The following is a 25,685-nucleotide window of genomic DNA, read 5'->3' as shown; positions in this document are numbered from 1 at the left end:
CCTTCAGGCATAAGAAAAGCCCTGCCGATTTCCAGCAAGGCTCTGTTTTGATTCACTTCTACTAGTGACATATTACACTCTTGACAGCGGAACAGGGAGTGGCTTAGGGGTGGCCTGGGGGTGGCTTTTTTCAAAATCCTCAACGGCCTGATTGTTGAGTCGTTTAGTCCATCTTGGAGAATAGCCAAGGTAGTCTGACATCTGCCTTATCGACATGAGGCAAACATATCGGCAGCGAAGAACCTTCTGAAGCTTAAAGTCCTCGACTTGTTCTATCGCTTCATCCACTTCCCTTTTTACTTTTTCAAGCTCTTTATAATCTTCAACCACCTCGTCTTCTAACTCCATCGCTTTGTTCAGGTAACGAAGCGCTGAGGACTCTGTTGATGGATTCGAGTTGTTGTGCTCTTCAAATCCAGGAGACTTCGCAACTACCATCATCTCCCGATAGTCAGCAGCTTTCCGCTTCTTCCTCTCAATCTCCTTATTCAGCTCAAAAGGCTGATTCAGAAATTCTTTTGGAGTCAATGATCACCGCCTCCTATCCTGGCTTTGACTGCTTCGATGATTCCATCCTGCGTTTTCTCCTTGAGTTTCAAAGAGCGCATCACATCTTCATCGATTGTGTCTTTGGCAATGATGTGGTGGATGACCACCGTTTCTTTCTGACCCTGACGCCAGAGTCTGGCATTGGTTTGCTGGTAGAGTTCCAGCGACCAGGTAAGACCAAGCCAGATCAGCGTTGAACCACCAGCCTGAAGGTTCAAACCATGGCCAGCACTGGCAGGATGAATCAGACCAACAGGGATCTTCCCATCATTCCAATCGCGGATATCCTTGTCCGTTTTAATCTCTCGGGCCTTGATCCGACTTTTGATTCTTTCCAGATCGTGCTTAAACCAATAAGCAACCAGGACCGGTTTGCCGTTAGCTTCCTCGATCAGTTCTTCCAAAGCTTCCAGCTTCTGATCGTGAATGACGACGGTTTCTTTGTCTTCTGTGTAAATGGCCCCATTGGCCATCTGTAGTAGCTTTCCGGAAAGGGCAGCAGCGTTCACCGCATCGATCTCTTCGCCATTCAAATCAAGAACCATTTCTTTGCGCATTTCGTCGTAGACTTCCCGTTCATCCTCTGAGAGGGAGACTTTTACTTCATTTATTACGCAATCAGGCATTTTCAGATAGTCCAAACTCTTCATGGAAATCGTCATATCTGAGATCAGCTGATAGATATCTTTCTCTGCTCCAGGCTTTGGCTTGTAGGAAAAGATCATCTGCTGGTTTCTCTTATCCGGATCAAAGAATCGCGTCCGGTATGCTCCGATGTATCTGCCAAGCCTCTGTCCCTGATCCAGCAGTCGGAATTCCGGCCATAAATCCATAAGGTTTCCGGGAGTTCCGGTCAGGCCGACAATTCGTTTAATCCTTGGCCTGACCTTCATCAGGCTTTTAAACCGCTTAGCCTTTGCCGATTTAAAGGAAGAAAGCTCATCCAGGACAACCATATCAAAGTCGAATCGATAGCCGCTTTTGGTAATCAGCCAGTCGACATTTTCTCTGTTGATCAGATAGATGTCGGCTTTTCTGGCCAGAGCCGCTTTTCTTTCAGCTTCAGTGCCAATGACCACCGAATAGCGAAGGTCTGACAAATGATCCCACTTTCCAATTTCGTCAGGCCAGGTATTTCTGGCCACTCGTAGAGGTGCGATGACCAGAACCCGATTTACAGAGAAGTAGTCAAACATCAGCTGCTCAATCGCAGAAAGAGTGATCACACTTTTGCCAAGACCGCATTCCAGAAACACAGCGGAGGAAGGATGGTCAATAATGAAGTTTGTCGCAAAGGACTGGTATTCATGAGGAACATATCGCATCGATCATTCCTCCAATCCCATCCATGTTATCCAGGACAAAGCAGCGAAAACCCAGTTTTTCAAACTGCTGCATTCTTCGAACTTGCTGCTTCCTTGGTTTTTGGCCTGGGGCCTTGAGTTCGATGAATGCCAGAATTCCATCCGGCAGCAATACCATCCGATCAGGAACACCATCAAGTCCAGGGGATGAAAACTTGATACATAGGCCGCCTTTTTTCCTGACCTCTTTAACGAGCTTTCGCTCAATCTCTTTTTCAAGCATTTTCTTGAAGTCCTTTAAATAAAGGAGGTGTCGTGTCGGGACGTATGATTCTCTAACTTCTCTATATAGGCTTATTTTTTAACCCCTATAGGAAAGTTAAGGATTGACATGTCCTAATACGACACCCTATAGGCTTTTATTCGGAATCGAACTCCGATTTCAGCCTTAATCCCCTGATGTAACGGCCCTTCTTATTCCTGAAACGCTCAAAGCCGGCACTATCCAAAGCCTGATAAAAATCAGCACAATTTCGGACGTGCTCATTCCTTCTCATCGAATGATTCCGATATTCGTCATAGACCTGTCCAGATTTCTCAACATAGGATGGATCAACCTCACAGCAATCCTCTAGAAAAGCCGAGAACCAATCGCTGGACTCACGGTAATTTCGGATGGCATCGGCCACCTTCGTCGGTGGTTCGATTCTATATCCGCAGGCGATCACCTTCCTGGCTCCTTCGATAATCCAGGACAGGATGGCACCACCGGCTTTTTCATACAGGTAGTCAGCATAGTTTTTGATATCTGAACTGCCGTCAATAACCGCATTAAACGGGATCACGATCAGCCTTCTCCAAGTTCCTTTATCCAACGATCCTACCCTTGGCAGATGATTGGTATAAAGCACCAATGTGTGTGTTGGAGTATAAGAAAACGGATCCTTGTACTTCTTTTCCGCATAGATATCGTCGGTGCTGCACAGCTGTTTGACATTAGATGTACTTAGCCGCATCCCTTCTTCCAACTCAGCAGCAATCAGAAGGCGTTTACCTCTGGCTTCTGCCATTTCAGGTTTCACATTTCGTCTCCATCCAATGGTCAAAACATCAGCCGACATATTTCCGCTGTAACTGCCCAGGACTCTTGAGATCACATTCCAAAAAGTGGATTTTCCGTTTCGGCCTTCTCCATAAGCAATGATCAGAGCCTCAACATAGACCTTGCCAATTGCTGACAACCCTACGATCTTTTGCACGTAGTCAATAAGCTCCTGGTCATGCTGGAAAAAGGTATTCAATGCCTCTTTCCAGATTTCAGTTCCTTCATTCGATGGGTCAACAGCGGTCTGCTTACAGATCAGATGGCCAGAGCTGTGATCTAGTGGAGAAGACAAGCCGCGTCGAAGATCATAAGTGCGACTGGGAGTATTCAAGAGAAATTCCAGCGAGTCTAGCAGCTTGGAATCGACAGTGATCTTTGTCCTGCATTCCTTAAAGACAGAACTGATATATTTGGAGTCCCGTCTTTTCAAAACGAACTTTTCATAAAGATCTGCTTGCTGAAAACGTTCATAGGCGATCCTCTGCTTCTTGTTGAAAAGCGGAGCTGCCTTTTTTGCTCCTTGAGTCACCAGCAGATCCATTGCTCCATTTTGGATCAATTCCAGAGTGGCTTTCTGCTTTTCAGCCTGGGCCTCTTCCAGCTGTCGATCCGTCAATTCCTGGATCAGACGCTGAGCGCCAGGATCGTCTTCTTCCCAATAGGAACCGTTGTAGACAAGAAAACCGGTAGCCGTCGAATAGCGCAGATTACGACCATACTCACTGACCAGGATCTCTACCTGACCAAGATCGGTAAAATCGGCTGGTTTCAAAACGCAGACACTGTTGAATACTTCCGGTGGAATATAGCCTTTCTGGCCAGCTACCTTTTTTCCAAACTTGGCAGCGCTGTTCCAGATATGATCCAGTTCCTCTTCGTCTAATGGTGGATTGCAGCGTTCCGCCTGCTCCAGAAAAATGTTATGGGCCTCTTCTGTATTTCCATACCGCTTCATCAAACGACCAGCGATATGGCTCATGATGGCATTTCGCTGTCCCTGAACGATCTGTTCCGTCTGAGCGTCCAAATCAGCAAACGGATCATTTTCCAGAAAATCAACAATCGTTTGATCGCCTTGGTAAATCACTCCATCCGACTCAAAGCCAAAGAGGAATCTAGCGGAATCCATGGCATTGGCATCAAAGAACGGAAACTCATAAGCAATCTGCTGCTTCAGCTTTGTATATTTCTCCTCATCGCAGATCATCTCCACCGGGAAAAATACATGGAATCTCGGTCTAGGCGACTTATTCCCTTTCTGCTTGTTATGGCTTTTGGAAAAGGTAACAGCAAAACCGACTCCCGGAATCAGCTGAGAAAGCTTGTAGGGAGTCATCCAGTCTTCGGGATTTTCCGAGTGATCGTTGTCGCAATCGAGTGGAATGACATCCGAGCATTCAAAGTTCTCTCTGCTGCGGTAATTATTCGTATATCTGGCAGCCACGTGATCTTTCGAGGTGGCCGCGATCAGTGCTTCTTCGGAATCAACTGTCATCGCATGAGGATACAGGCAGTTTGTACTGCTGCCTGTAACGTTCGCGGTATATATGGTAAAGCTACGCATAAGCCGGAACCTCCTCACATTCGCTGTTAAACCAGCGGATCATCATGTTCCGCTTTTTGGCCAGATTGATCTCAGCCTGCATACCCCTGGTGATCACGCCTCCGAATACCCAGAGTTCTTCGCACTTGCCAAGCAGGACATAGTTGAAGCGCATCGCCTTTTCATGTTCTTCAGGATTCTTGTCATCCATAAACCTTGGATACAGAAGATGCGGAGTAACCGGAATAACATCTTCCAGCATTGCAAAGCGGCTGTACCGCTTTGCTTTATGAACATTGGTTCTAGTATCGCCTGAGTACGGGCTACAGATATAGGTAAGTGGCAGCCAATCTTCCTGGCCAGCCATTCTCTTGTTCATATAAGACTGGTGAGTCATTAGGCAGTTACCTCCATTTCCTGGTTCATTCGGTTCTGGTCGAGGAACAGATTCGTGAAGTAAATCTGACCTTTGCCTGTCACCTTAGTGGTTTTGACGATTTTCACGTAACCATCAGGATGATTGATACTTGTTTCCTTGATTTCAAACAATCCCATCTCCATCGAACGTTGGGTCGGACTATTCCAATCTGCGCCTTTTCTTTTGATCAGGTATCCGTTATCCCTCATCCATGCGAACAGACGTTTCTGTCCTGTATCTACACCGTTTTGCTTAAGCAGCTTAGCCAGGTCACCGATCAGGATGCTTGTCTTGCTAGTAGCAACAGCATCACTGAAGATTTCCTTGGGTTTCATCCGATCGTTATCAGCTTGTAAAGCTTTGTTCTTTGTCTGCTCATCTTTAAGAGCAAAGAGAAGCCCGATTGCAAAATCTGGATCAGCAATTGCCTGACCGAGAGTATCTGGAGTCAAATAGGCTCCATGCTTTCTGATGGATGGCAGAACTTCGGAAGTTACCCAGTGCTTGAACTCTTTAGCTTTTGGAAGCTTGCTAGACATGATCAGTGAGTAAAGTCCGGATTCGCTGATCAGCATTGGAGTCTGTTCCCTACCGATGGAGTCACGAATCGTTACCCCATCGCATTTGTCTTCTAAATCTACATGATCGATAATCGCTTTTCGCGGATTGGAATATCCCAGACATTCCGCTACGTCTTTCCCGACGAACCAGGGCTGGTTGTCGATGCTGATGGTTCTGATAGAACCGAATTCGTTATTTTCAAATTTCAGTAATTGCATCTCAATTACCACCTTTCTGTTTGTGGGAGTGGCGCCCCTCCCATTGGTTAGCCACGGGAGAAGCTGAAATAGGACATTCCTCATAAACTTTTTTCAATTTCTTTTTCGCTCTGACAAATCGGTGACTGACGTTGTTGGGATTGTCCCCAATCCGTCTCGCGTATTCCTCAATGGAGCAGTCATCAAGGATGATGGCAATCATCATGTCTGCCTGGGCCGGTTTGAAATTATCCCGGAACCATTTACAGCAGGTTTCGTATTCCCACCGCTGCTCTCTGTCCAACTGTTCTTTGATATAGATGGACGGGTCGCGAAGCTCACTCATAAGTGGTTCTTCCGGATAGATGCCATTTTCATCCGGTTTGGCTTTGCTGCAGCCTAGATGTCTGGTTTCTCGATGCCAGATGTTGTAGTCGGGACGATTGATTTGAAGTTCAATCTCTTGCTGGAGCCGCGTTCCGAAATGTTCTTCACTTTCGTTCTCTTCCATCCAGATGTTTAACCAGCCGTTTGCTTCACTGGCATCCAGTCTCACTACCTGTTCTTTGTCTTCGTTTTGAATTTTTAAATCGAGCATTTCTCGTTCCTTTCCGCCTGGGTAAGGGACGAGAGGTCAAAAAAAGAGCCGACACTCGAAGTACCGACTCTGCTGCCTGTTGCGCACGACGAAAAAGGTACTTCGATTGCGCTCAGTACCGCTTGCGCGATAAAGAGCTCAATTTTGTACCTCTCGCCATATTACGTAATTAGGCTTGAGATTATGTTTTTGATTTCCCCTAGTGGGGAGCAGGACAGGTTGATTCGTGAAACCGTTTCGCTGTCCTGCTGGAGGCACTAGTGTTTCTTTTTTGAATTTGCTTTAGGCTTTGCCTGTGCCAATGCACTGCCTGCGACCGACTTTGCCGATCTGCTGGACTTTTTGTCCTGCAAGATACGACCAGCAATAGAAGCAACCCTGTTGGATGTTCTTTTGATCATCTGAGGTATCACAATCACCTCCTTTGCTTTATGTGGCCTCATTATCTCGAAGATGGGAATTGGAAAATATGGGAGTAAAGCTGGGAAGGACTGGGAAAAAAGCTGGGAAAACTAATTTTGCTTTTCTGAAAGGATAAAAAAAGACCTCTTGTCTTATTAACAAGAGGCCATCCTTACACTTCTCATCGTTCATAGATTAAAGGAATAAATCTGGGTAATTGTATTTAACATCCTTAGCTTCAGTCGCTATTCCAATATTAGTTGATTCTAACAAGTCTTTATCCAAAACAATATCGTCCTCCCATTCATAAAAATGATATTTTCCACCTTTTTTTATGTAGAGAGCCGTCTCTCTGGAGAAACCGAGTTGTTGTAAGTAAATCATGACCTTATTGGTAGTTCCATATTCAATAAATTCATACCAGTCGTTGTCAAAATGATCTACCCCGTTTATTTCTTTGTATTCAGACGAAAACTTTCTAAAATAGTTGCATAAGCGAAAAAGAATAACATCTTCAATTTCACTCATCGTGCTAGCCATTACATAATTTCTATGAGCAATGCTTCCATTATAAAAATCTGCAATAGGATTTCCATCGACCCATACGCCAGTTTCTGGATGTTTTGATTTATACGAAAGGATATGTCCTAGTATTGTATTCAATCCGTTGCCACTAATCCAACGGATTAAAATTAACGCGTACCATCTTAGTACTCTATTAGACCCATCCTTTCCAACCTTACCCAAAGTCGATCTTTCATATATGTTCCACTTGAAAATGTTGCTCAATTTTTCAAGAAACACGACGACTTTTTGATAGTCTACTTTTCCATCACTATCAATTTCAGGATATTTCAATCCTGATTGAATGGCTTTTTTTAGGTTGTTCTGTTGATCAAATGAAATCGTTATATCATCGCCCGTTTTAATCTCTGGAAATTTTTCTTTTATATCATTTTTGCGTTCTTCACTTAAGGCCCCTGCTTCAATAAAGGCTTGCATCGTAGGCGATTGTCGATCGACAGCAATATCACGTATTAATATCAGGGAGAATTTCCTTGCCGCATCAAATTCTTTATCATTTGCTTTTTTCTGCGTCTTTGACAATTCGATATCGCCTCTCATTAAATCTTCTACAATGCTATTCAGAAGCTTTTGGTTTGGCTTTAAATCTATTGATACTTGTTGATTAGGAATTTTTGTTTCTAACAATTCTAGATACTTTTCATTATTCGTTGCTTCATCATTTCGGACTAAGAAGACGTTACCAAATAAACCATACTTGATCCTTCCAACCCTACCAATTAGATTTCTAAATTCAACTTCTGCTAGATTAGATCGCCCGTTTTTATAGCTGGTAATAAACAAGTTATCTGCTGGAAGATTAATTCCCTCAATAAGAGTACTCGTGCAAAAGATAGTTTTTAATATTCCTTTTTCGAAGCATCTTTCTATGCGCAACCGGATGGTTGAAGGTAAATAACCGACATGGTAGGCAACGCCTTTTTTAACAAAATCAGCTAAATAACAGTCTTTATGCACACTATTTGCTATATCGTTCGAGAGAGAATCTAGTTCCTCATTATTTAGATATGGGAGATCTTTAGAATACTGTTCCGCCATTTGAAGAACTTTATTCTTAGCACTACAGTAAACCAGGTTCTGTTTAGCTGCCCCTAGCTTAGAAAGAATTTCATTGAAAGATAAATTGTTCAAATTCGAATTGACTATCGTACTTGTTTTTGAATATTCGTCATAGTAAGCAACTGTATGATCCATTAAGTCAATCAAAAACTTAAATTGGCAAACAGGACTATATTCAGTTGATAGTCTATCTATTCCATAGTTTTCCTTAGCAGATGAAATTATGTCTTTTTTTGGAATCAACTTTAGATAGACTTCTGGGTTTGGAATATTTGGAGAGGCAAAAACGATATTTGGCTTTTGGTCACGTTCTGCCAGAATAGATAAAATCTTATAATAGTAGGTACTTCGGCCGCCACGTTCAGATATTTTGTGAGCTTCATCTATAAAAAGAAAATCTATATTGGCGTTATTTTTAGATAATAAAAGGTACAAGAAGCGTTCAGGAGTCATAACAAATATAAAATTATGCATCGTTTTAAGAGCTATATCTTCTGCCGAAGTGACTATCTTATAATTTGATTCCTGAAGCTTTTCCTTTAATGAAGAAATTAAGTTACTCTTAATTTCATTAATCAACGCTTTTGTAGGAACAAGAATTGCGAAATTTCGTTTCTCACCCATACGTATTTCATTTTCAATGTACGTCTGAACCACAAAGGATTTTCCCATTGAGGTAGGCCCTGAATAAGAAAAGTATTTCCGTTGAAGGCCATCATAAACCAACTTCTGATCATGAAAAAAATACGCATTCTCTACACCTGGGATTTGATGATTCTGTTTATCGTAATCAAAATAAATGCTATCTAGTGGGTCTAAGCTTTGAAAACCTTTTGCAACTTCAGTTTGTAATCCTCTAAAGTTACCTAACGTGGAGAGTATATTTCCTAAATAGTATTTGACATTTGGATCATCTGGGTGAAGCAAATTAAGCAAAATAATAATTTCTTGAGCCCAAGATTTATGCTTTGCTGATAGTGAGGGTAATAACGATTTTGATAATAAATCCGCAAATCTGAGACCGTGTTTTATATTAAATTCTTTTTCTAAAGTATTAATATGAAACAATTTTAATGAATAGTTATAAAGTAAATCATTGAATATTTCTTTGAGATAATCACTTGTTTCTAGATCTCTGCTAATAGCTTCTGATAAATATTCTTCTCTAGGAGTGTGCATGATTAACCTCCCTTAATTATCTGATGCAGTAATTTCGTTGATAATACTGATTCTTTCGTCGTTAGCATTATTAAAAGGAACAAAGTAAAAATAAAAATCATAATCTGACAAATCCAGTTTGATAATTCTTTCTTTAATAAACTTAACCGCCATATTCATATCTGACTTAGTTTGCTCCACAACTTTTTCAATATATTGTGCGTTGCTCATTCCACTAGGATCGAGTTGTAGAGTGTACCCGATGAAACAGGCATACGCTCTTTCTGGCTCTAACCCTGTTTGTTTTTGTGGGATTAAAAATTCTCTAATTGCTTCAGAATCTTCTTGAGAAAATAAACGGGATCCAATCGAGTAATCAAGAATTTGTAATTCGTCATCTGATTGATTTTCAATTCTAACTACCTTATCGAAGACGCTATTAATTGCATCATTTAAACTGTTCACTATTTTGGCTGCACCAAAAATAATCTGTTTAAAAGGTAATCCTTCTTTCTTTAACTGCATTAGATGCATTCCATCTGTATGACTTTCCCCGGGCACACTATTAAGCTCTAATTTGCTCATTATTTTAGGAGCTCCCAGAACTTGCTCTAAAAAAATATAGAGAAAAATATCTCCCAGAGCTTCATCCTTTCTCAGATTGGCTTCTTTCGTGAGTTTTCGTAGAGCGTCAATTCCCAATCTTGCAGGATTCTTTTGTTTCTCTGGATGATTAAGTACCTCTCTAGACATCACATAAGAGCTAAGATTATCCATTATAAATTCAGTTGCATTTTTAAACTTGAATTGTTTGTTACCCATTCCCACTGTGAAAACAGATACTCTGGTTGGATTTGTAGTATCTAGTACTTCTTCATGCCGTTTGATAAATGCTTTATCGAAGTCAGGATCATGAAGAGTAGCCTTTATTGGCAATCCTAAAAGTAAAGCTTTTTCTTCGAGATAGATTTTTCGACCATTATTTTTAACTTCATTCAAAAAGTTCTTATTCTTACTAATGAGCTTAACTGCATCCTGGCAGTCTGTACTTCTTTTATTGACAATGGCATAAGTCAAAACAGACACCATTGTCTCAGAAAAGCAAAATGTATTCTTGTTTATTAGAGATCTTTTCTCATATCCCTTTCCATAGCCTACGATCGCTTCATCGTCGATTGTCTCATCCGCTCTTAGTATTTCCTGAATACTTTTAATTAATGCTTCTTGGTACTCTGGACGAATTAAAGGGCAAATGTATTTAATGAAATTTGCTTTTGTGACTTTCAGGGGGGTATTAATAGGATTAGCAGCATTTTTCAAATCTCGTGTTGCATCATCGTGGCCATTTTTTAAATGGTCTTTTGTACTACCACAATCCTGAAAATTAAGCCCGTAGACCGAGAATATAGCATCACAAATTTTCTCAACAGTTGTTCCACTTACCTTTGCCTGAAAGATAAGGTTGATCATAGTAGCTAAACATAACCGAAGCATCTGCTATCACCTCCCTCTAAACAGGCAATCTTCGAATTTTTGCGATTAATTATATATTTTCATAGAAGTGAATTTCCATAACCGTTTTCTATAGATACACTTCATTTTAACCTAAAAGAATTTCGTTTGACCGAAAATTATTTACGTATTTCGATCAAGCGAATAAAATATGAACATAAAGAAAGATGAGGATCGCAGATGCAGGGCTTTATCACTCCTAATGAAGCAGCGAAAAAGTGGAATATTACGCCCAGACAAGTACAAATTTTATGTAAATCTGACCGGATTCCTGGTGCTATTCAAATCAGTCGAATCTGGCTTATTCCAGACAATGCTGAAAAACCGACTAAGAATCGAGTAAAAAAGTCAAATCTTTAAAGGGGGAAATGAGACTTTGTAATGAAAATAATCGATAACATTAGCGTGCTTCTTCAGGATGACTTAAAAGCCAATATTCAAAGTAAGGATAAAGTTTCAGTTGCTGCGGCTTGCTTTTCAATTTATGCCTACCAGGCTCTTAAAAAAGAACTGGATAACACAGCTGAATTTTGCTTCCTTTTTACGTCTCCAACCTTTAATAAAGAGAAACAGGAGAAAGAACAGCGCGAATTCTATATCCCCAAAGCGAAACGCGAATCAAGCTTGTATGGTACTGATTTCGAGATAAAGCTCCGTAATGAATTAACTCAGAAAGCAATTGCACAAGAATGCGCGAAGTGGATAAAGACAAAGGCTACATTCAAGACCAATACGACAAATAGCAGTATTCAAGGTATGATTGGCATTCAATCTGACAATAAAGAAATCGCATACAATCCAATTCAAGAATTTACAACTGTAGGTTTAGGGCTGGAAAAAGGAAACAGCTTTCTGAATCCGATCATCCAAACCGAAGATCAGGTTGCAAAACAGCTTTTAGACGGTTTTGAGTCTGTATGGAACAACAATGAGATGCTGCAGGACGTGACTGATATGGTCATTGACAGCATCTCAACCGTATATAAGGAAAATTCTCCAGAGTCTATTTATTTTATGGCTCTATACAATATCTTCCATGAATTTCTTTCTGATATATCCGAAGACACCTTTCCAAACGAAGCCACCGGATATAAGCAGAGCAAGGTTTGGAACCTGCTCTATGATTTTCAGAAAGATGCCGCAATTGCAATTATCAACAAATTAGAAAAATACAATGGTTGTATCCTAGCCGACAGCGTTGGTCTGGGTAAAACATTCACTGCCTTATCAGTCATCAAGTATTACGAAAACCGGAACAAATCAGTGCTTGTTTTATGCCCAAAAAAGCTTTCAGAAAACTGGAACACCTATAAAGGCAACTACAAAAACAACCCATTAGCAGATGACAGGCTTCGCTATGATGTTCTTTTTCATACTGATCTTTCCAGGGAGCGAGGCTACTCGAATGGTCTGAACTTAGCAAACCTCAACTGGGGCAACTATGATCTTGTAGTTATTGATGAATCCCATAATTTTAGAAATGGAAATTCTACAGCCACCGAAGATGGAAAAGAAAACCGTTATCAGCGCCTGATGAACCGAATCATTCGTGCAGGTGTAAAAACAAAAGTGCTTATGCTTTCTGCCACCCCAGTCAACAATAAGTTCAATGATCTGAAGAATCAGCTTGCCCTTGCCTATGAGGGAGATGCTGCATTGATTGATGACAAGTTGGGAACCAGAAAATCCATCGACGAAATCTTCAGACAGGCACAGACCGCTTTTAATGCCTGGAGCAATCTTCCGGCTGAAAAAAGAACGACAGAAGCTTTATTGAAAACACTTGATTTTGACTTCTTTGAAGTACTGGACAGTGTAACGATTGCCCGATCCAGAAAGCATATCGAAAAATACTATGACACAGCTAAAATTGGAAAATTCCCGAATCGTCTTAAACCGATAACGGAAAGATCTGATCTGACAGACCTCCCTTCCGCTATAACGTTCGAAGACATCAATGACATTCTGAACGAACTCTATTTGAGCATCTATACCCCATTCGATTTTATCCAGGACAGCAAACTCTATAAATACGAAGAATATGACAACCGAAAGGAAAAAGGACTGAGCATTTCTGGACGACAGCGTGGCCAGATGAAGCTGATGCGAGTAAATCTTCTCAAACGTCTAGAAAGTTCTGTCCACTCGTTCAGGCTGACGCTGCAAAGGGTAAAAAAGCAAATTGACAGCACAATCGAGATGATCAATCAGTTTGAAAAATCCGGAAAGGGTCTATTCACTCAGGAGTTTGGAGATTTCTCAGATTTAGATCTGGATGATGAAAACTCGGTTCTTTTCACTGTCGGCAACAAAGTCAAGATTGATTTAGCCGATATGGACTGGAAATCCTGGAAAGAAGAATTGGAGGCCGATGCTGAAAACCTGAAGTTGCTGGAATCGATGATAGAGGATATTACGTACCGTCACGACACAAAACTCCAGGAACTCAAACAGCTTCTCGATCATAAAATCAACTATCCGATCAACCCTGGTAACAAGAAAGTCATTATTTTCACAGCCTTTGCTGATACAGCAGACTACCTCTATGAGCATGTCAGCAAATATATGCTGGAAAAATATGGGCTTCATACAGCAATCGTAACCGGAACCAAAGAAGGACGTTCAACTATTAAGAACAAAAAATTCCATCCTGACCTGAATGAGATTCTGACCTGCTTCTCCCCTATTTCAAAAGGAAAGGACATGCTCCTTCCAGATGTGAAAGAAAACATTGATATTCTGATTGCGACAGACTGCATTTCTGAAGGTCAGAACCTCCAGGATTGCGACTATCTGATCAACTACGATATTCACTGGAATCCGGTTCGGATTATCCAGCGATTTGGTCGTATCGATCGTATAGGAAGTAAAAACGAAAAGATCCAGCTGGTCAACTTCTGGCCAAACATGGATCTGGACAAATATATCAATCTGAAAGCTCGGGTTGAAACGCGAATGAAAGCGACCATCCTGACTGCTACAGGCGATGACAATCTCATTAGTCCGGAAGAAAAAGGAGACCTGGAATACAGAAAACAGCAGCTGAAAAAGCTGCAGAGCGAAGTCGTCGATATTGAAGATATGTCAGATGGGATTTCCATCATGGATCTTGGACTGAATGATTTCCGGATGGATCTTATCGACTACAGCAAGACCCACAAGGATATCGATAAACTTCCGCATGGCCTTCACACGATCGTTCCTGCGGATAAAGATGATCCAGAAGGTATTATCTTTGTCCTGAAAAATATTAACGAAGAAGTGAATGTGGATCACCAGAATCGAATTCACCCCTTCTACATGGTCTATGTCGGAATTGATGGTGAAATTGTCTGTGATTACCTGAACCCAAAAACAATGCTGGATACTATTAGAAAACTAAGTAAAGGCAAAACTGAACCTATTAAAGAACTCTGTAGCCGCTTCAATAAAGAAACCAGAGACGGCAAGGATATGAGCGAAGCTTCCGAGCTTCTGGATCTTGCGATTTCATCAATTATCAACTCCAAGGAGGAAAGCGATTTGGACAGCCTGTTTACATTGGGCGGAACGACGGCTTTAATGTCCGATATTTCTGGTCTGGAAGATTTTGAGCTGATATGTTTCTTCGTCGTAAAGAAAGGCACCAAAACATGCCGGGATTTCCAAAATCAACAGAACTGAATCGAAGAATTCCAAAGCAGAAGTTTTACGACAATGCCCAATTATCACCTGCCATTAAGCGAGCCTTTGTCGACCAGATCAGGAAAATCACCTGGAAAAACAAACTTTCACCTGCAACAATCAACCTTCAGCCAAGCGAAGGAATTGAAGAACTTGAAGTATTTGAGATTCAGCTAAACTCCAATACAATCAACGAAGCCATTCTAAGAACGATTGACAAGTCGATTCCCTATCACATTCTTTACGTTCTTGAGTACGAAGGAAAATACCAAATCTGGATACCTTACAAAGAAAAGAGCGCAAACGGCAGCTATAAGACAGATCTCTACTACCATACCGACTGGCAGAACGAAGATGACCTGAAGCTGACTATCAACGGTCTGACAATGAGAGAGCTGTATGAAGGTTTAGTCAGACAGATTGCCAAAGATGCGATTGAGAAGGATGACAGTCAAACCAGCAGCAATCTGAAGGACTCGATCGAAAGGTCCAAAAAGAAAAAAGACCTGGAAAAGAAAATTGCAAAACTCCAGGCTCAAGTCAGAAAAGAAAAGCAATTCAATAAACAGGTCGAGCTTAATGGCAAATTGAAGAAACTGAAAAAAGAATACGAAAAACTATAAGAGGATAAACCATGGAAAAAATGAAGATGGAAACTCCCAATCTTACCGACCAGAACATCGAGAAGATAGCGGAACTGTTTCCAAATTGTATAACTGAAGGGAAAGATGAAAACGGTCAGCTCAAGAAACTGATCAACTTTGACATGTTAAAACAGATGCTTTCTGATTCCGTAACAGAAGGCAAAGAAGTCTATGAATTTACCTGGCCTGGGAAAAAGGAAGCAATCATTGAAGCGAATTCCCCAATTCGAAAAACACTCAGACCCTGTAAAGAAGAAAGTAAAAGCTGGGATACCACTGAAAACCTGTACATCGAAGGAGACAATCTCGAAGTTTTAAAGCTTCTCCAGGAAAGCTATCTTGGAAAAGTGAAAATGATCTATATTGATCCCCCATATAACACTGGTAATGATTTTATATATAGAGATACCTTTGAATCCTCAAAATCAGAATTTGAAGAAATGAATAACGTGAGATCAGATGATGGAGTCCAACTTATCCGTAATTTAGAAACCAACGGTCGCTTTCATTCGAACTGGTGTTCCATGATTTATCCTAGGCTGCATCTGTCAAGAAATCTTCTTACAGAAGATGGCGTGATTTTCATCAGCATCGATGACAACGAACAGGAAAACCTTCGGAAAATCTGCGATGAGGTGTTTGGAGAACACAACTTTGTTGCGCAACTTATCTGGGAAAGAGCCTATGCTCCAAAAAACGATGCAAAGCACGTTTCGAATAGCCATGACTACATACTAATGTATGCGAAAAATTTGGATGTATTCAAAATAGGACGACTTCCAAGAACAGAAGAGGCTAATGCACGCTATTCAAATCCGGATAATGATCCTAGAGGACCGTGGAAATCTAGCGATCTGTCTGTAAAAACATACTCTGCTGCATCTGATTATCCTATCACCCTGCCTTCCGGCAGGGTGGTAGAGCCTCCAGCAGGACGCTGCTGGAGGCTCTCCAAAAATAAATTTTTGGAGAGACTCCAGGATAACCGTATCTGGTTTGGTGTGAATGGCGACTCTGTTCCGAGCATGAAACGGTTTCTCTCAGAACTGAAGTTCGATGGAATGGCTCCTACCTCGATTATGTTTTACAAGGATGTAGGACACAGCCAGGAAGGTGCTAAAGAAGTTTCCGCGCTCCTTGGCGGAGGCTATTTTGACGGACCAAAACCTGTTAGACTTCTGAAACGCTTACTAACGCTTGCTAATTTGAAAGAAGATTCGATTGTGCTGGATTTCTTCTCTGGATCTGCTTCCATAGCGCAGGCGGTAATGGAAGTGAATTATGAAAGTGACAAGCACATTCAATACGTACTTGTTCAGATACCAGAACCGATTGATCCCAAAAGCAAAGCCTATGAAGCTGGATATCGAACGATTTGTGATATTGGGATAGATCGAATCAAAAAAGCCGAAAATAAAATCTACAAAGAAGATACACTATTTGAATCCAAAGCTCCGGGTTTCCGCGTTTTCAAAGTTGACAGTTCAAACATGAATGATGTCTACTATGCGCCCGATGACTACAACCAGGGATTTCTTGATCATCTTGAATCCAACATCAAGGAAGACCGCACTTCTTTGGATCTTTTGTTTGGCTGCCTTCTTGATTGGGGATTGCCACTTTCTCTGCCTTATACTTCTGAGGAAATTGATGGGTTTACTGTTCACAACTACAACGATGGAGACTTGATTGCTTGCTTTGATGAAAACATTTCTGATTCAGTCATCAAGGAAATCGCAAAGCGGAAGCCGCTTCGTGCTGTTTTTAGAGATTCTAGTTTTCAAGATAGCCCCTCAAAAATTAACGTATCTGAAATCTTTAAGGTGCTTTCTGTGGACGAAAACAATAAGCCAGTGACGCAAGTCAAGGTCATCTAGGGGTCTGGCATGAAACTTAAATTCAAGCACCAGAAATTTCAGGCAGATGCCGCAAAAGCTGTAACTGATGTTTTTGCTGGTCAGCCTTATGAGACTTCCACCTATATGATCGATCAGGGACGGGGAAATCGGCAGATCTCCTTATTTGCAGACGACTTCACTGGCTTCAAAAACCATAAGATTGTTCCCGGTCTTACAAATGAGAAAATCCTCAATAACATCCGAAACATTCAAAGAAGCAACCTGATCAAACCTTCTGACAAGTTGGAAGGAACGTTCAATCTGACGATTGAAATGGAAACAGGTGTCGGAAAAACCTACACCTACATCAAGACCATCTACGAGCTCAACAAGCTCTACGGATGGAGCAAGTTCATCATTGTGGTTCCCAGCATCGCCATTCGTGAGGGGGTCTACAAATCCTTTGAAGTGACCCAGGATCACTTTGCAGAAGAGTATGGAAAGAAGATCCACTTCTTCATCTACAATTCATCCCAGCTGGCCGAGATCAACCAGTTCGCTTCGGATTCCAATATCAACGTGATGATCATCAACTCGCAAGCTTTCAATGCGACCGGTAAAGATGCCCGCCGGATCTATATGGAACTCGATGAATTCCAGTCCAGAAAGCCGATTGATGTCATTGCGAAAACCAATCCAATCGTCATCATCGATGAACCGCAGTCCGTTGAAGGTAAGAAAACGAAGGAGAATCTGAAAAAGTTCAATCCTTTGATGACGCTTCGCTACTCAGCGACACATAAAGCCGACAGCATTTACAACATGGTCTATCGCCTGGATGCCATGGACGCCTATAACAAGAATCTGGTCAAAAAGATCGCTGTAAAAGGCATTGAACAGAAATCCAGTTCTGCTTCGGAAGGGTATGTCTATTTAGAAGGAATCAATCTTTCCAAGTCGGCACCAACGGCAACCATAGAATTTGAAGCCAAAGGAAAAAACTCTGTTCGGAAAACAACCCGGATTGTTTCTGAAGGCTTTAACCTCTATGAGCATTCCGGTGGTCTGGAAGAATACAGGAAGGGATTTACCATCAGCCGCATTGATGGACGTGACAATTCCATTGAGTTTGTAAATGGAACGAAAATCTATGCCGGGGATGTGATCGGCGATGTCAGTGAAGATCAGCTCCGGAGGATCCAGATCCGGGAAACAATTCTGTCTCACCTGGAACGCGAACGGGATCTTTTCTACAAAGGTATCAAGGTTCTGTCTTTGTTCTTCATCGACGAAGTGGATAAATACCGTCAATATGATGCAGCTGGCGATCAGAAAAACGGTCTGTATGCGGAGATGTTCGAGCAGGAATATCAGTCGATTGTCGATGAATATTTGAAAAACAATCCGGAAGATGAGTATTCCCAATATTTGAAGTCCATCACGGCTCATGACACGCATGCCGGTTATTTCTCCATTGACAAAAAAGGAAAAATGATCGACTCAAAGGTCAAAAAAGCTGAAGGCGGATCGGACGATATTGATGCCTACGATCTGATCATGAAAAACAAAGAGCTGCTTCTTGACCGGGATCCAAAGCGCTCACCTGTACGGTTTATCTTTTCTCATTCCGCACTTCGAGAAGGCTGGGATAATCCAAACGTTTTCCAGATCTGTACCTTGAAGCAAAGCAATTCTGAAGTCCGGAAACGCCAGGAAGTGGGACGAGGCCTGCGCCTTTGCGTGAATCAAAATGGGGATCGAATGGATTCAACTGTTCTGGGCGCAGACGTTCATAACGTAAACCTGCTGACGGTCATTGCCAGTGAGAGCTACGACAGCTTTGCCAAAGGCCTTCAGACGGAAATGGCTGAAGCGATTGCGGAAAGACCGGTTAAGATTGAGAAGTCTCTCTTCACTGGAAAAACAATCAAGGATATAGATGGAAACGAGTCCAGCATCGATGATGATATGGCATTAACGATTTACGAAAGTCTGATCGAAAATGGCTATGTCAGAAGAGGTGCTTTAACCGATAAGTACTATGAAGACAAGGCTAACGGGACTGTTCAGTTTCCGGAAGAAGTCATTCAGAACTCTGCTTCTATTCTCGATATTCTTGACTCTGTTTACGACCCACGTGTCCTTCAGCCAGAAGACGCCCGTGGAAATAACGTCGAACTCAAGGTTGATCAGGAGAAGCTGAACGCAAAAGAATTCAGAAATCTCTGGAATCAGATCAACAGGAAATCGGTTTATGTTGTCGATTTTGATACAGAAGAACTGATTGCCAACAGCATCCGCAGCCTCGACAACAAACTGCGGGTCCCGAAAATCTATTACCAGGTTCGAACAGGAATGATGGATGCAATCAAGTCGAAAGAAGATCTTGAAAGCGGAAATGCAATGACTGTCAAGACCTCAAAAACGATGGTCTCCGCTCCTTCTGCTGGTTCTCATGTGAAATATGACCTGATCGGCAAACTGGTGGAAAATACAGGACTGACCAGAAAGACAATTGTCCGTATTCTGAAAGGAATCCGGGAAGATACATTCAACCAGTTTAAAGACAATCCTGAAGAGTTCATCATTCGGACTTCAAATATCATCAATGATGAAAAAGCTACAGCCATCATTCAGCACATTACCTACGATGTTCTGGATGATGAATACGGCACGGATATTTTCACCGATGCTTCCATTCGAGGAAAGCTGGGTGTCAATGCAATGAAAGCGAACAAACATCTGTTTGACCATGTCCGTTATGATTCGACCAATGAAGAGAAGTTCGCTAAAGAGCTGGATACCAGTGACGAAGTTTCTGTTTACGTCAAACTGCCGGACGGCTTCTTCATCTCTACGCCTGTTGGAAAATACAATCCGGACTGGGCGATTGCGTTTTATGAAGGGAACGTCAAACACATCTACTTTGTTGCTGAGACCAAAGGATCCCTGGATTCATTGAATCTTAACCACATCACTCCAACTGAGCAGGCTAAGATCGACTGTGCCCGTCAGCATTTCAAGGCCATCAGTTCTGAGAATGTGAAGTATGATGTTGTCTCCAGTTATGATGATTTGATCCAGAAAGTAATGAAGTAGCAATCTTGTCAAGTCAAGCGCCTGTTAACAGTCTTGTCAACTCAACCTGCCCATATAGCATTTTTGTCAGGTCGACCCAGCCAAAATAGTAAAGTTGTCTACTCGACCCTGCCCTTTTCGCAATTTTGTCAGGTCAACCTTCCCACAAGTGGGAACAAGGACTGTATCTCTAAAACAAATGCACCCGGGAATCTTAGAATTCCCGGGTGTTCTTTGCTTTTAGCGTTTCTTGTTCTTTTTGGACTGCTTAAGCTCAAGAAGGGCTTTTTCATAAGGATTCAGGTCCTTTTTCGGCTTCTGAGCACCCTTTGATGGTCCTTTTTTCTCAAATTTCTTAGACGCATTCTTGGAAGGAGTCAGCAGACATATACTCTCGACGTGTTCAGTGTTTGGAAACATATCCACTAATGAAAGCTGATGAGTTACATAACCATGTTTTCTAAATATCAGTAAATCCCGAATCTGTGTCGTTGGATCACAGGAAATATACAGAATTTTCTTTGGTTTAAGGGCACAGGCACTTTCAATAAACGCAGGGGTGGTTCCAGCGCGAGGCGGATCGAGAATGATCACATCATAATAATTGTGCCGCTTCGCCGCATCAACCATGAATTTTGTCGAATCTTCGGCGACAAAGCGAATATTGTCTATATGGTTAAGCTGAGCATTATATCTGGCGTTGACGATGGCGTCCTTGTTGATTTCAACCCCAACGACCCGTTTGCAGGCATCCGCCATAAACAGGCCAATGCTGCCAACCCCGCAATAGGTATCAAGTACAGCTTCTGTTTTTGTCAGGCCCAGACTCTGCTTAGCCATCTCATAGAGTACCAGGCACTGATCATGATTGATCTGATAAAAAGCACTGGGCGAGAAGGCAATTTTGATTGGACCCAGCTGGTCTTCGATCATACCTTTGCCATAAAGAAGCAGCGTTTCATCCTGTAAGACGATCGATGTATCTCTTGGGTTAATGTTCTGCAAAATCGTTGTAATCTGCGGAAACTCTGTTCTCAGAGCATTCACCAGATTTTTTCGGGATGGAAAATTCTTTTCAGCTGTGACAAAGACAACCATTACCTGATCAGTTTCCTTGCCATATCGAATCAGGACATGACGAAGCAAGCCAGTTCCCGTTTTTGGGTTATAGATCTGAATCTTCATCGATCCAACCATCCGAGTGATTGCATCAATAATTCTGTTTACAATGGCTGGCTGCATGGCACAGCCGGAAGTGTTAATTACCCGGTGACTTTTTGGAGCATAAAGTCCGGAATAAACTTTCTTCTCCCTGTCTTTTGCAAAACCGACAATCACTTTGTTTCGATAGCCAAAAGGTTCCTTGGCCATAACCACTGGATTGACTGTAATCTTTAATCCTGATTTTTTTACAAGTTCTTCAACCTGTTTTTGTTTCTTCTGAGCCTGTTGTTTATATGGAACTGAAATCAGAGGACAGCCTCCGCACAGTTTCGCTTTAGGACATTTCATAAAAAACCTCATTTCCACTGTTCTTTTCCATTATACCGTTCTGCAGATTTCATCCTCATAATCAGAACTCAAAGCAGGACTTTTTCCATATAAAATCACACTCTGAACATCCGCCAAATCGAATTCCTTTTCAACTGCAATCACTGCTCTCCTATTCTGCTTCTTTTCACTTCTTTGGAATCACTAAATTGGCATGACTTCCTGTAACCGCCAAAGAAATTCAGTAATAAGGATTTATAATAATTCATGAATAACGATTGGAGGTGGTCTGATGCTGAATAATGACGATAGCGGTCCGGAGAAATTAAACAGAAGAAAGGCAGGCCGCCTCTTAAAATCATTAATAAATCCCTGGATCAAGAACCATCCTCAAGCACAAGTCAGTGGTAAGCATTATTTCTTATTCTGAAGTCACTTTGATACAGTTTTTTTTTACTAACCCCCTGATATTTTTGGATAGTACTGAATTCCATTGATCCAGGATTCTCGAAGGCAGCCTGATTGGTGATGCTATGATAAAAAATATCCTTCATCCGGAAAACAAGGTGGATGTCATTCAGAAAGTCCATCCTGACTATGATCGCAAAATATTATCGATCATTCGATCAGCCGCCTCACCCAAGGTTCTCCGTGATGAACTGCTGCAGTTTCACGCCTCTTCCATTGCAGATGCATTATTTGACTTAGAACCCTTTGAACGCGAAAAACTGTACAAATTACTCGATACTGCCCGCCTGGCTAATATTTTTGAATATCTTGATGAGAAAGAACAGGTCGAGTGTCTTAACGAAGTACATATTCGCAAGGCCATCGCATTATTAAATGAGATGGAACCTTCTGCAGCTGCTTCTCTGTTAAGACTGATTTCCAAAACAAAAAAAGACATCATTATCGAACTGCTTGAACCGGAGCGGCGCAGAGAATTAAATCTGATCATCTCATACTCCGATGACCTAATCGGATCGGATATGACAACGGATTTTATCGAAATTTCGAAAGATCTTTCAATTGCCGATGCAATGCGTCAGCTTCGCCTGCAGGCAAAAGATAATGATAATATTTCAATTATTTATTTAAAGGATGCTTCTGATCAGTATTATGGAGTCATCCGAATTGCTGATCTGTTTGGGGCCAGGCTCAATGATAATTTAGAAGAACTGGCTGAAACAAATTTTCCCTTTGTTTATGCAACCGAACCAGTAGAGAGTGTCCTTGATGATCTGAAAGAGTATTCAGAAGATTCAATTCCTGTGCTGAACAATGAAAACAGACTGCTTGGTATTGTCACTTCGCAGGATCTGTTGAAAGTTTTCGACCGCGAAAGCGGTGAAGACTATATGCGTTTTGCCGCGGTCAGTGCTGAAGAAGATCTGGAAGAAACTCTGTTTGAATCAGTAAAAAAACGACTCCCATGGCTTTGTCTGCTGTTAGGACTTGCCTTAGGGGTTTCTGCCGTTGTATCCATGTTTGAAACGGTTGTAGCTTCCTTAACCATCCTGATGGCTTTTCAGTCCTTAATCCTCGATATGGCAGGTAATGTTGGAACTCAATCCCTTTCTGTTACGATTCGAGTTCTGGCTGATCCTGATTTAACCACAAAAGATCGGTTAAATCTGGTCTTTAAAGAAGTCAGAACGGGTTTTGTCAACGGAATTATCCTGGGGTTGGCAAGCGGGCTCATATGTGCCTTTTTCATCCATTATGCCGATGGATTTGAATGGATGGCATCGTTTTCCATTGCTGGATGCATCTCACTTTCGATGATTATCAGTATGGTCATCTCATCCTTTACCGGAACAGGAATTCCAATCTTCTTTCAGGCCCTGCACATAGATCCTGCAGCTGCCAGCGGACCATTGATTACGACCCTCAATGATCTGATTGGAGTGGTCACCTACTATTCCCTTTGCTGGTTGATCCTGATTCAGATTCTTCATATTTAATAAACTGAGACCAGATTATGAATTCAGATGAAAGTTTTAGATATTCATCTTTATCATGCATATACTTGTTATGTATGTAATGAAATTATTTAAAAGAAGAAAGGAGAATCCTTATGGCTGAAAACCAGGACGAAATCCTCCGTGATCGAAGTAAAAATCCCAATCCGGGTGAATCTGAAAGTGCTCCCGAAAAACCAGATTATGAGCAGCAGATCATCGAGATTATTAAAACCATAACCGCTCCAAAGGTTTTACGAAATAAGCTTGATGATTTCCACGCCTATGATATTGCGGATACGTTTGAAAAGCTGACGAATTTCGAGCGCGAAAAACTGTATCGAATGCTCGATACGGAACGGCTGACTGAAATTCTCGAATACCTTGATGAAGAAGATCAGGCTCGTTATCTCAACGAAATGAATATCAAAAAAGTCATCTCGATTATCAACGAGATGGAACCGGATAAGGCGGCTGATTTGCTTCGTGAGATCGATAAGGAAAAGCGGGATATCATTCTCGAACTGCTTGAACCAGAAGTTCGAAAGAACATTTCAACTATCTTCTCTTATGATGATGAAGAAATTGGTTCAAAGATGACTACCAACTACATCGAAGTCCCCCGCGGAATTTCTGTAAAACAAGCGATGCGTCATCTTCTTGATCAGGCTCCTGAAAATGACAACATCTCAACAATTTATGTTCAGGATGAAAACGGCATGTATTATGGAGCTATCACTTTAAAAGATCTGATCATCGCAAGACCTGATACCGATCTTGAAGATATTATTACCACTTCCTATCCTTATCTGTATGCGACTGAACCCATCGACCGCGTCGTTGAAGAACTGAAAGACTATAATGAGGACTCCATCCCAATTCTGAATAACGACAATATGCTTTTAGGAATTATCACAGCTCAGGATTTACTTGAAGTTTTAGATGAAGAAATGGGTGAAGACTATGCGAGATTGGCTGGTCTTTCTTCAGAAGAAGATCTTGAAGAAACCCTGTTTGATTCTTTGAAAAAACGTCTGCCCTGGCTGATTGTTCTTCTGTTCCTGGGCCTTGTCGTCAGCAGTGTTGTATCCATGTTTGAAGGTGTCGTCGCTCAGCTGACCATCGTCATGGCTTTTCAGGCCCTGATCCTGGGTATGGCCGGTAATGCCGGGACTCAGTCTTTGGGTGTCACCATTCGGGTATTAATGGATGATTCCTTAACTTCCAAACAGAAAACGTATCTGATATTCAAGGAAGCCAAAGTCGGCTTTACCAATGGATTAATTACCGGTCTGGTCTCCTTTATATTCCTTGGACTCTATATTCATCTGGCAAAAGGCTATGGCTGGTTTGATGCTTATGCGATCTCAGGATGTATTGGCGTGGCCTTATGGCTGGCCATGCTGATTTCTTCAATCACAGGTACAACCATTCCTCTTTTGTTTAAAAAGGTGGGAGTTGATCCAGCGGTTGCCAGTGGTCCATTAATTACTACTGTGAATGACCTAGTCGGAGTAGTTACTTATTATGGTTTAGCCTGGATTTTTCTTATCAATATGCTCCATATTTGATCATATACAAAGATTTGACCATGTAAAAGGGGCTGTTAAATTTCGACTGATTTTTCATCAGCGAGATTTACAGCCCCTTTTTCTATGCTTTTTATCTGATTCAATCCTGTTTTATGATGTGTTTTTCCGCTCAAGTCAATTTTCGAACGCACTGAAAAGAGCCAAAACTCAAAAAGACTGTTTATAATCTTTTTCAGATTTCGCTTTTCTGCTCCTTTAATTTTCCATAACGTTCGAGTTCTGGGCAACTCATCCGATTTCTGTTGTTTAATTTTCTGATATTGTGTCCCATGGCCACAATAAGCACCTCAAATTTTACGTTTTCCAGTCCCCGGCGTCTCAATCGGCTGTATCTGTAGTTTTCTTTAAGATCTCCGAAGGTTCCTTCAGCCTGAAAGGTCAGGCTGACCATAATCTCATGTCCTGCATCTGAAGACATGTTCTCCCG

General features: G+C 41.6%; 18 protein-coding genes. 7 read left to right on the top strand and 11 right to left on the bottom strand.

The features are described from left to right. Window positions 1–72: 72 nt before the first annotated feature. The 9 genes from BO222_RS04325 to BO222_RS04285 all read right to left on the bottom strand — a co-directional run bounded on the left by BO222_RS04325 (window position 73) and on the right by BO222_RS04285 (window position 10,973). Window positions 73–528 carry a DUF1492 domain-containing protein gene (locus BO222_RS04325; protein ID WP_075818683.1) on the bottom strand — a complete coding sequence of 152 codons (456 nt, stop codon included), beginning with the start codon at window positions 526–528 and terminating at the stop codon, window positions 73–75. Then, window positions 525–1,874 (bottom strand): DEAD/DEAH box helicase, encoded by a 1,350-nt coding sequence (locus tag BO222_RS04320; RefSeq protein ID WP_075818681.1) that lies wholly within the window; start codon window positions 1,872–1,874, stop codon window positions 525–527. The genes BO222_RS04325 and BO222_RS04320 overlap by 4 nt, the downstream gene beginning before the upstream one ends. Continuing rightward, window positions 1,855–2,136, bottom strand: a complete 282-nt coding sequence (locus tag BO222_RS04315) for a PDDEXK family nuclease (protein ID WP_075818679.1) — start codon at window positions 2,134–2,136, stop codon at window positions 1,855–1,857. Before BO222_RS04315 ends, BO222_RS04320 begins: the two co-directional genes overlap by 20 nt. A 136-nt stretch (window positions 2,137–2,272) precedes the next feature. Further along, on the bottom strand, window positions 2,273–4,522 hold the full coding sequence (locus tag BO222_RS04310) for a phage/plasmid primase, P4 family (protein WP_075818677.1): 2,250 nt from the start codon (window positions 4,520–4,522) through the stop codon (window positions 2,273–2,275). Next, complete coding sequence (locus BO222_RS04305; RefSeq protein WP_233131204.1) at window positions 4,515–4,898, bottom strand: DUF4406 domain-containing protein; 384 nt, start codon at window positions 4,896–4,898, stop codon at window positions 4,515–4,517. The genes BO222_RS04310 and BO222_RS04305 overlap by 8 nt, the downstream gene beginning before the upstream one ends. Continuing rightward, window positions 4,898–5,698, bottom strand: a complete 801-nt coding sequence (locus BO222_RS04300) for a phage antirepressor (protein WP_075818675.1) — start codon at window positions 5,696–5,698, stop codon at window positions 4,898–4,900. The genes BO222_RS04305 and BO222_RS04300 overlap by 1 nt, the downstream gene beginning before the upstream one ends. A 1-nt stretch (window position 5,699) precedes the next feature. Beyond that, window positions 5,700–6,275, bottom strand: a complete 576-nt coding sequence (locus tag BO222_RS04295) for a hypothetical protein (protein WP_075818672.1) — start codon at window positions 6,273–6,275, stop codon at window positions 5,700–5,702. A gap of 597 nt (window positions 6,276–6,872) precedes the next feature. Then, window positions 6,873–9,500, bottom strand: a complete 2,628-nt coding sequence (locus tag BO222_RS04290) for a DEAD/DEAH box helicase (RefSeq protein WP_075818670.1) — start codon at window positions 9,498–9,500, stop codon at window positions 6,873–6,875. Window positions 9,501–9,512: 12 nt separating this feature from the next. Then, window positions 9,513–10,973, bottom strand: coding sequence for a HamA C-terminal domain-containing protein (locus tag BO222_RS04285; protein WP_075818668.1), 1,461 nt, complete (start codon window positions 10,971–10,973; stop codon window positions 9,513–9,515). Window positions 10,974–11,171: 198 nt separating this feature from the next. On the opposite strand from BO222_RS04285, the gene BO222_RS04280 reads away from it, so the two are divergent. From BO222_RS04280 to BO222_RS04260, 5 genes are read left to right on the top strand one after another with little or no spacing between them, the layout of a single operon-like run. Next, window positions 11,172–11,351, top strand: coding sequence for a MerR family transcriptional regulator (locus tag BO222_RS04280; protein WP_075818666.1), 180 nt, complete (start codon window positions 11,172–11,174; stop codon window positions 11,349–11,351). Between the two features lie 21 nt (window positions 11,352–11,372). Beyond that, window positions 11,373–14,654, top strand: a complete 3,282-nt coding sequence (locus BO222_RS04275) for a helicase-related protein (RefSeq protein ID WP_075818664.1) — start codon at window positions 11,373–11,375, stop codon at window positions 14,652–14,654. Beyond that, window positions 14,624–15,277, top strand: coding sequence for a DUF4391 domain-containing protein (locus tag BO222_RS04270; protein WP_075818662.1), 654 nt, complete (start codon window positions 14,624–14,626; stop codon window positions 15,275–15,277). The genes BO222_RS04275 and BO222_RS04270 overlap by 31 nt, the downstream gene beginning before the upstream one ends. An 11-nt stretch (window positions 15,278–15,288) precedes the next feature. Continuing rightward, the gene (locus BO222_RS04265; RefSeq protein WP_075818660.1) at window positions 15,289–17,175 is read left to right on the top strand and encodes a site-specific DNA-methyltransferase; all 1,887 of its coding nucleotides are present in this window, start codon (window positions 15,289–15,291) and stop codon (window positions 17,173–17,175) included. A 9-nt stretch (window positions 17,176–17,184) separates the two neighbouring features. Next, a complete protein-coding gene (locus BO222_RS04260) occupies window positions 17,185–20,235 on the top strand; it encodes a type III restriction-modification system endonuclease (protein WP_075818658.1) in 3,051 nt (1,016 codons plus the stop codon). Window positions 20,236–20,454: 219 nt separating this feature from the next. Here the strand turns inward: BO222_RS04260 and rlmD are convergent, their stop codons facing one another. After that, entirely contained in the window at window positions 20,455–21,738 is a 1,284-nt protein-coding gene (rlmD, locus tag BO222_RS04255) for a 23S rRNA (uracil(1939)-C(5))-methyltransferase RlmD (RefSeq protein WP_075818655.1), read from the bottom strand. A 500-nt stretch (window positions 21,739–22,238) separates the two neighbouring features. Here rlmD and mgtE (BO222_RS04250) point away from each other — a divergent pair, with 500 nt between their 5' ends. Together mgtE (BO222_RS04250) and mgtE (BO222_RS04245) are read left to right on the top strand one after the other, a co-directional pair. Next, window positions 22,239–23,669 (top strand): magnesium transporter, encoded by a 1,431-nt coding sequence (gene mgtE / locus BO222_RS04250; RefSeq protein ID WP_083647669.1) that lies wholly within the window; start codon window positions 22,239–22,241, stop codon window positions 23,667–23,669. Window positions 23,670–23,782: 113 nt separating this feature from the next. Then, window positions 23,783–25,237, top strand: a complete 1,455-nt coding sequence (mgtE, locus tag BO222_RS04245; RefSeq protein WP_083647668.1) for a magnesium transporter — start codon at window positions 23,783–23,785, stop codon at window positions 25,235–25,237. A gap of 193 nt (window positions 25,238–25,430) precedes the next feature. Here mgtE (BO222_RS04245) and BO222_RS04240 read toward each other — a convergent pair. After that, window positions 25,431–25,685 (bottom strand): transposase (locus BO222_RS04240; protein ID WP_075818653.1); only part of this gene is annotated, 255 nt, incomplete at its 5' end.

This window comes from Ileibacterium valens (assembly GCF_001945525.1).
Classification (GTDB): Bacteria; Bacillota_I; Bacilli_A; order Erysipelotrichales; family Erysipelotrichaceae; genus Ileibacterium; species Ileibacterium valens.
This window is presented reverse-complemented; position numbering and strand designations above follow the sequence as displayed.

Coding starts and splice junctions, on each gene's coding strand:
- BO222_RS04310 (WP_075818677.1), bottom strand. CDS start 4,522: ATGCGTAGCTTTACCATATATACCGCGAACGTTACAGGCAGCAGTACA.
- mgtE (WP_083647668.1), top strand. CDS start 23,783: ATGGCTGAAAACCAGGACGAAATCCTCCGTGATCGAAGTAAAAATCCC.
- BO222_RS04275 (WP_075818664.1), top strand. CDS start 11,373: ATGAAAATAATCGATAACATTAGCGTGCTTCTTCAGGATGACTTAAAA.
- BO222_RS04315 (WP_075818679.1), bottom strand. CDS start 2,136: ATGCTTGAAAAAGAGATTGAGCGAAAGCTCGTTAAAGAGGTCAGGAAA.
- BO222_RS04295 (WP_075818672.1), bottom strand. CDS start 6,275: ATGCTCGATTTAAAAATTCAAAACGAAGACAAAGAACAGGTAGTGAGA.
- BO222_RS04260 (WP_075818658.1), top strand. CDS start 17,185: ATGAAACTTAAATTCAAGCACCAGAAATTTCAGGCAGATGCCGCAAAA.
- BO222_RS04280 (WP_075818666.1), top strand. CDS start 11,172: ATGCAGGGCTTTATCACTCCTAATGAAGCAGCGAAAAAGTGGAATATT.
- BO222_RS04300 (WP_075818675.1), bottom strand. CDS start 5,698: ATGCAATTACTGAAATTTGAAAATAACGAATTCGGTTCTATCAGAACC.
- rlmD (WP_075818655.1), bottom strand. CDS start 21,738: ATGAGGTTTTTTATGAAATGTCCTAAAGCGAAACTGTGCGGAGGCTGT.
- BO222_RS04270 (WP_075818662.1), top strand. CDS start 14,624: ATGCCGGGATTTCCAAAATCAACAGAACTGAATCGAAGAATTCCAAAG.
- BO222_RS04285 (WP_075818668.1), bottom strand. CDS start 10,973: ATGCTTCGGTTATGTTTAGCTACTATGATCAACCTTATCTTTCAGGCA.
- BO222_RS04290 (WP_075818670.1), bottom strand. CDS start 9,500: ATGCACACTCCTAGAGAAGAATATTTATCAGAAGCTATTAGCAGAGAT.
- mgtE (WP_083647669.1), top strand. CDS start 22,239: ATGATAAAAAATATCCTTCATCCGGAAAACAAGGTGGATGTCATTCAG.
- BO222_RS04320 (WP_075818681.1), bottom strand. CDS start 1,874: ATGCGATATGTTCCTCATGAATACCAGTCCTTTGCGACAAACTTCATT.
- BO222_RS04265 (WP_075818660.1), top strand. CDS start 15,289: ATGGAAAAAATGAAGATGGAAACTCCCAATCTTACCGACCAGAACATC.
- BO222_RS04305 (WP_233131204.1), bottom strand. CDS start 4,898: ATGACTCACCAGTCTTATATGAACAAGAGAATGGCTGGCCAGGAAGAT.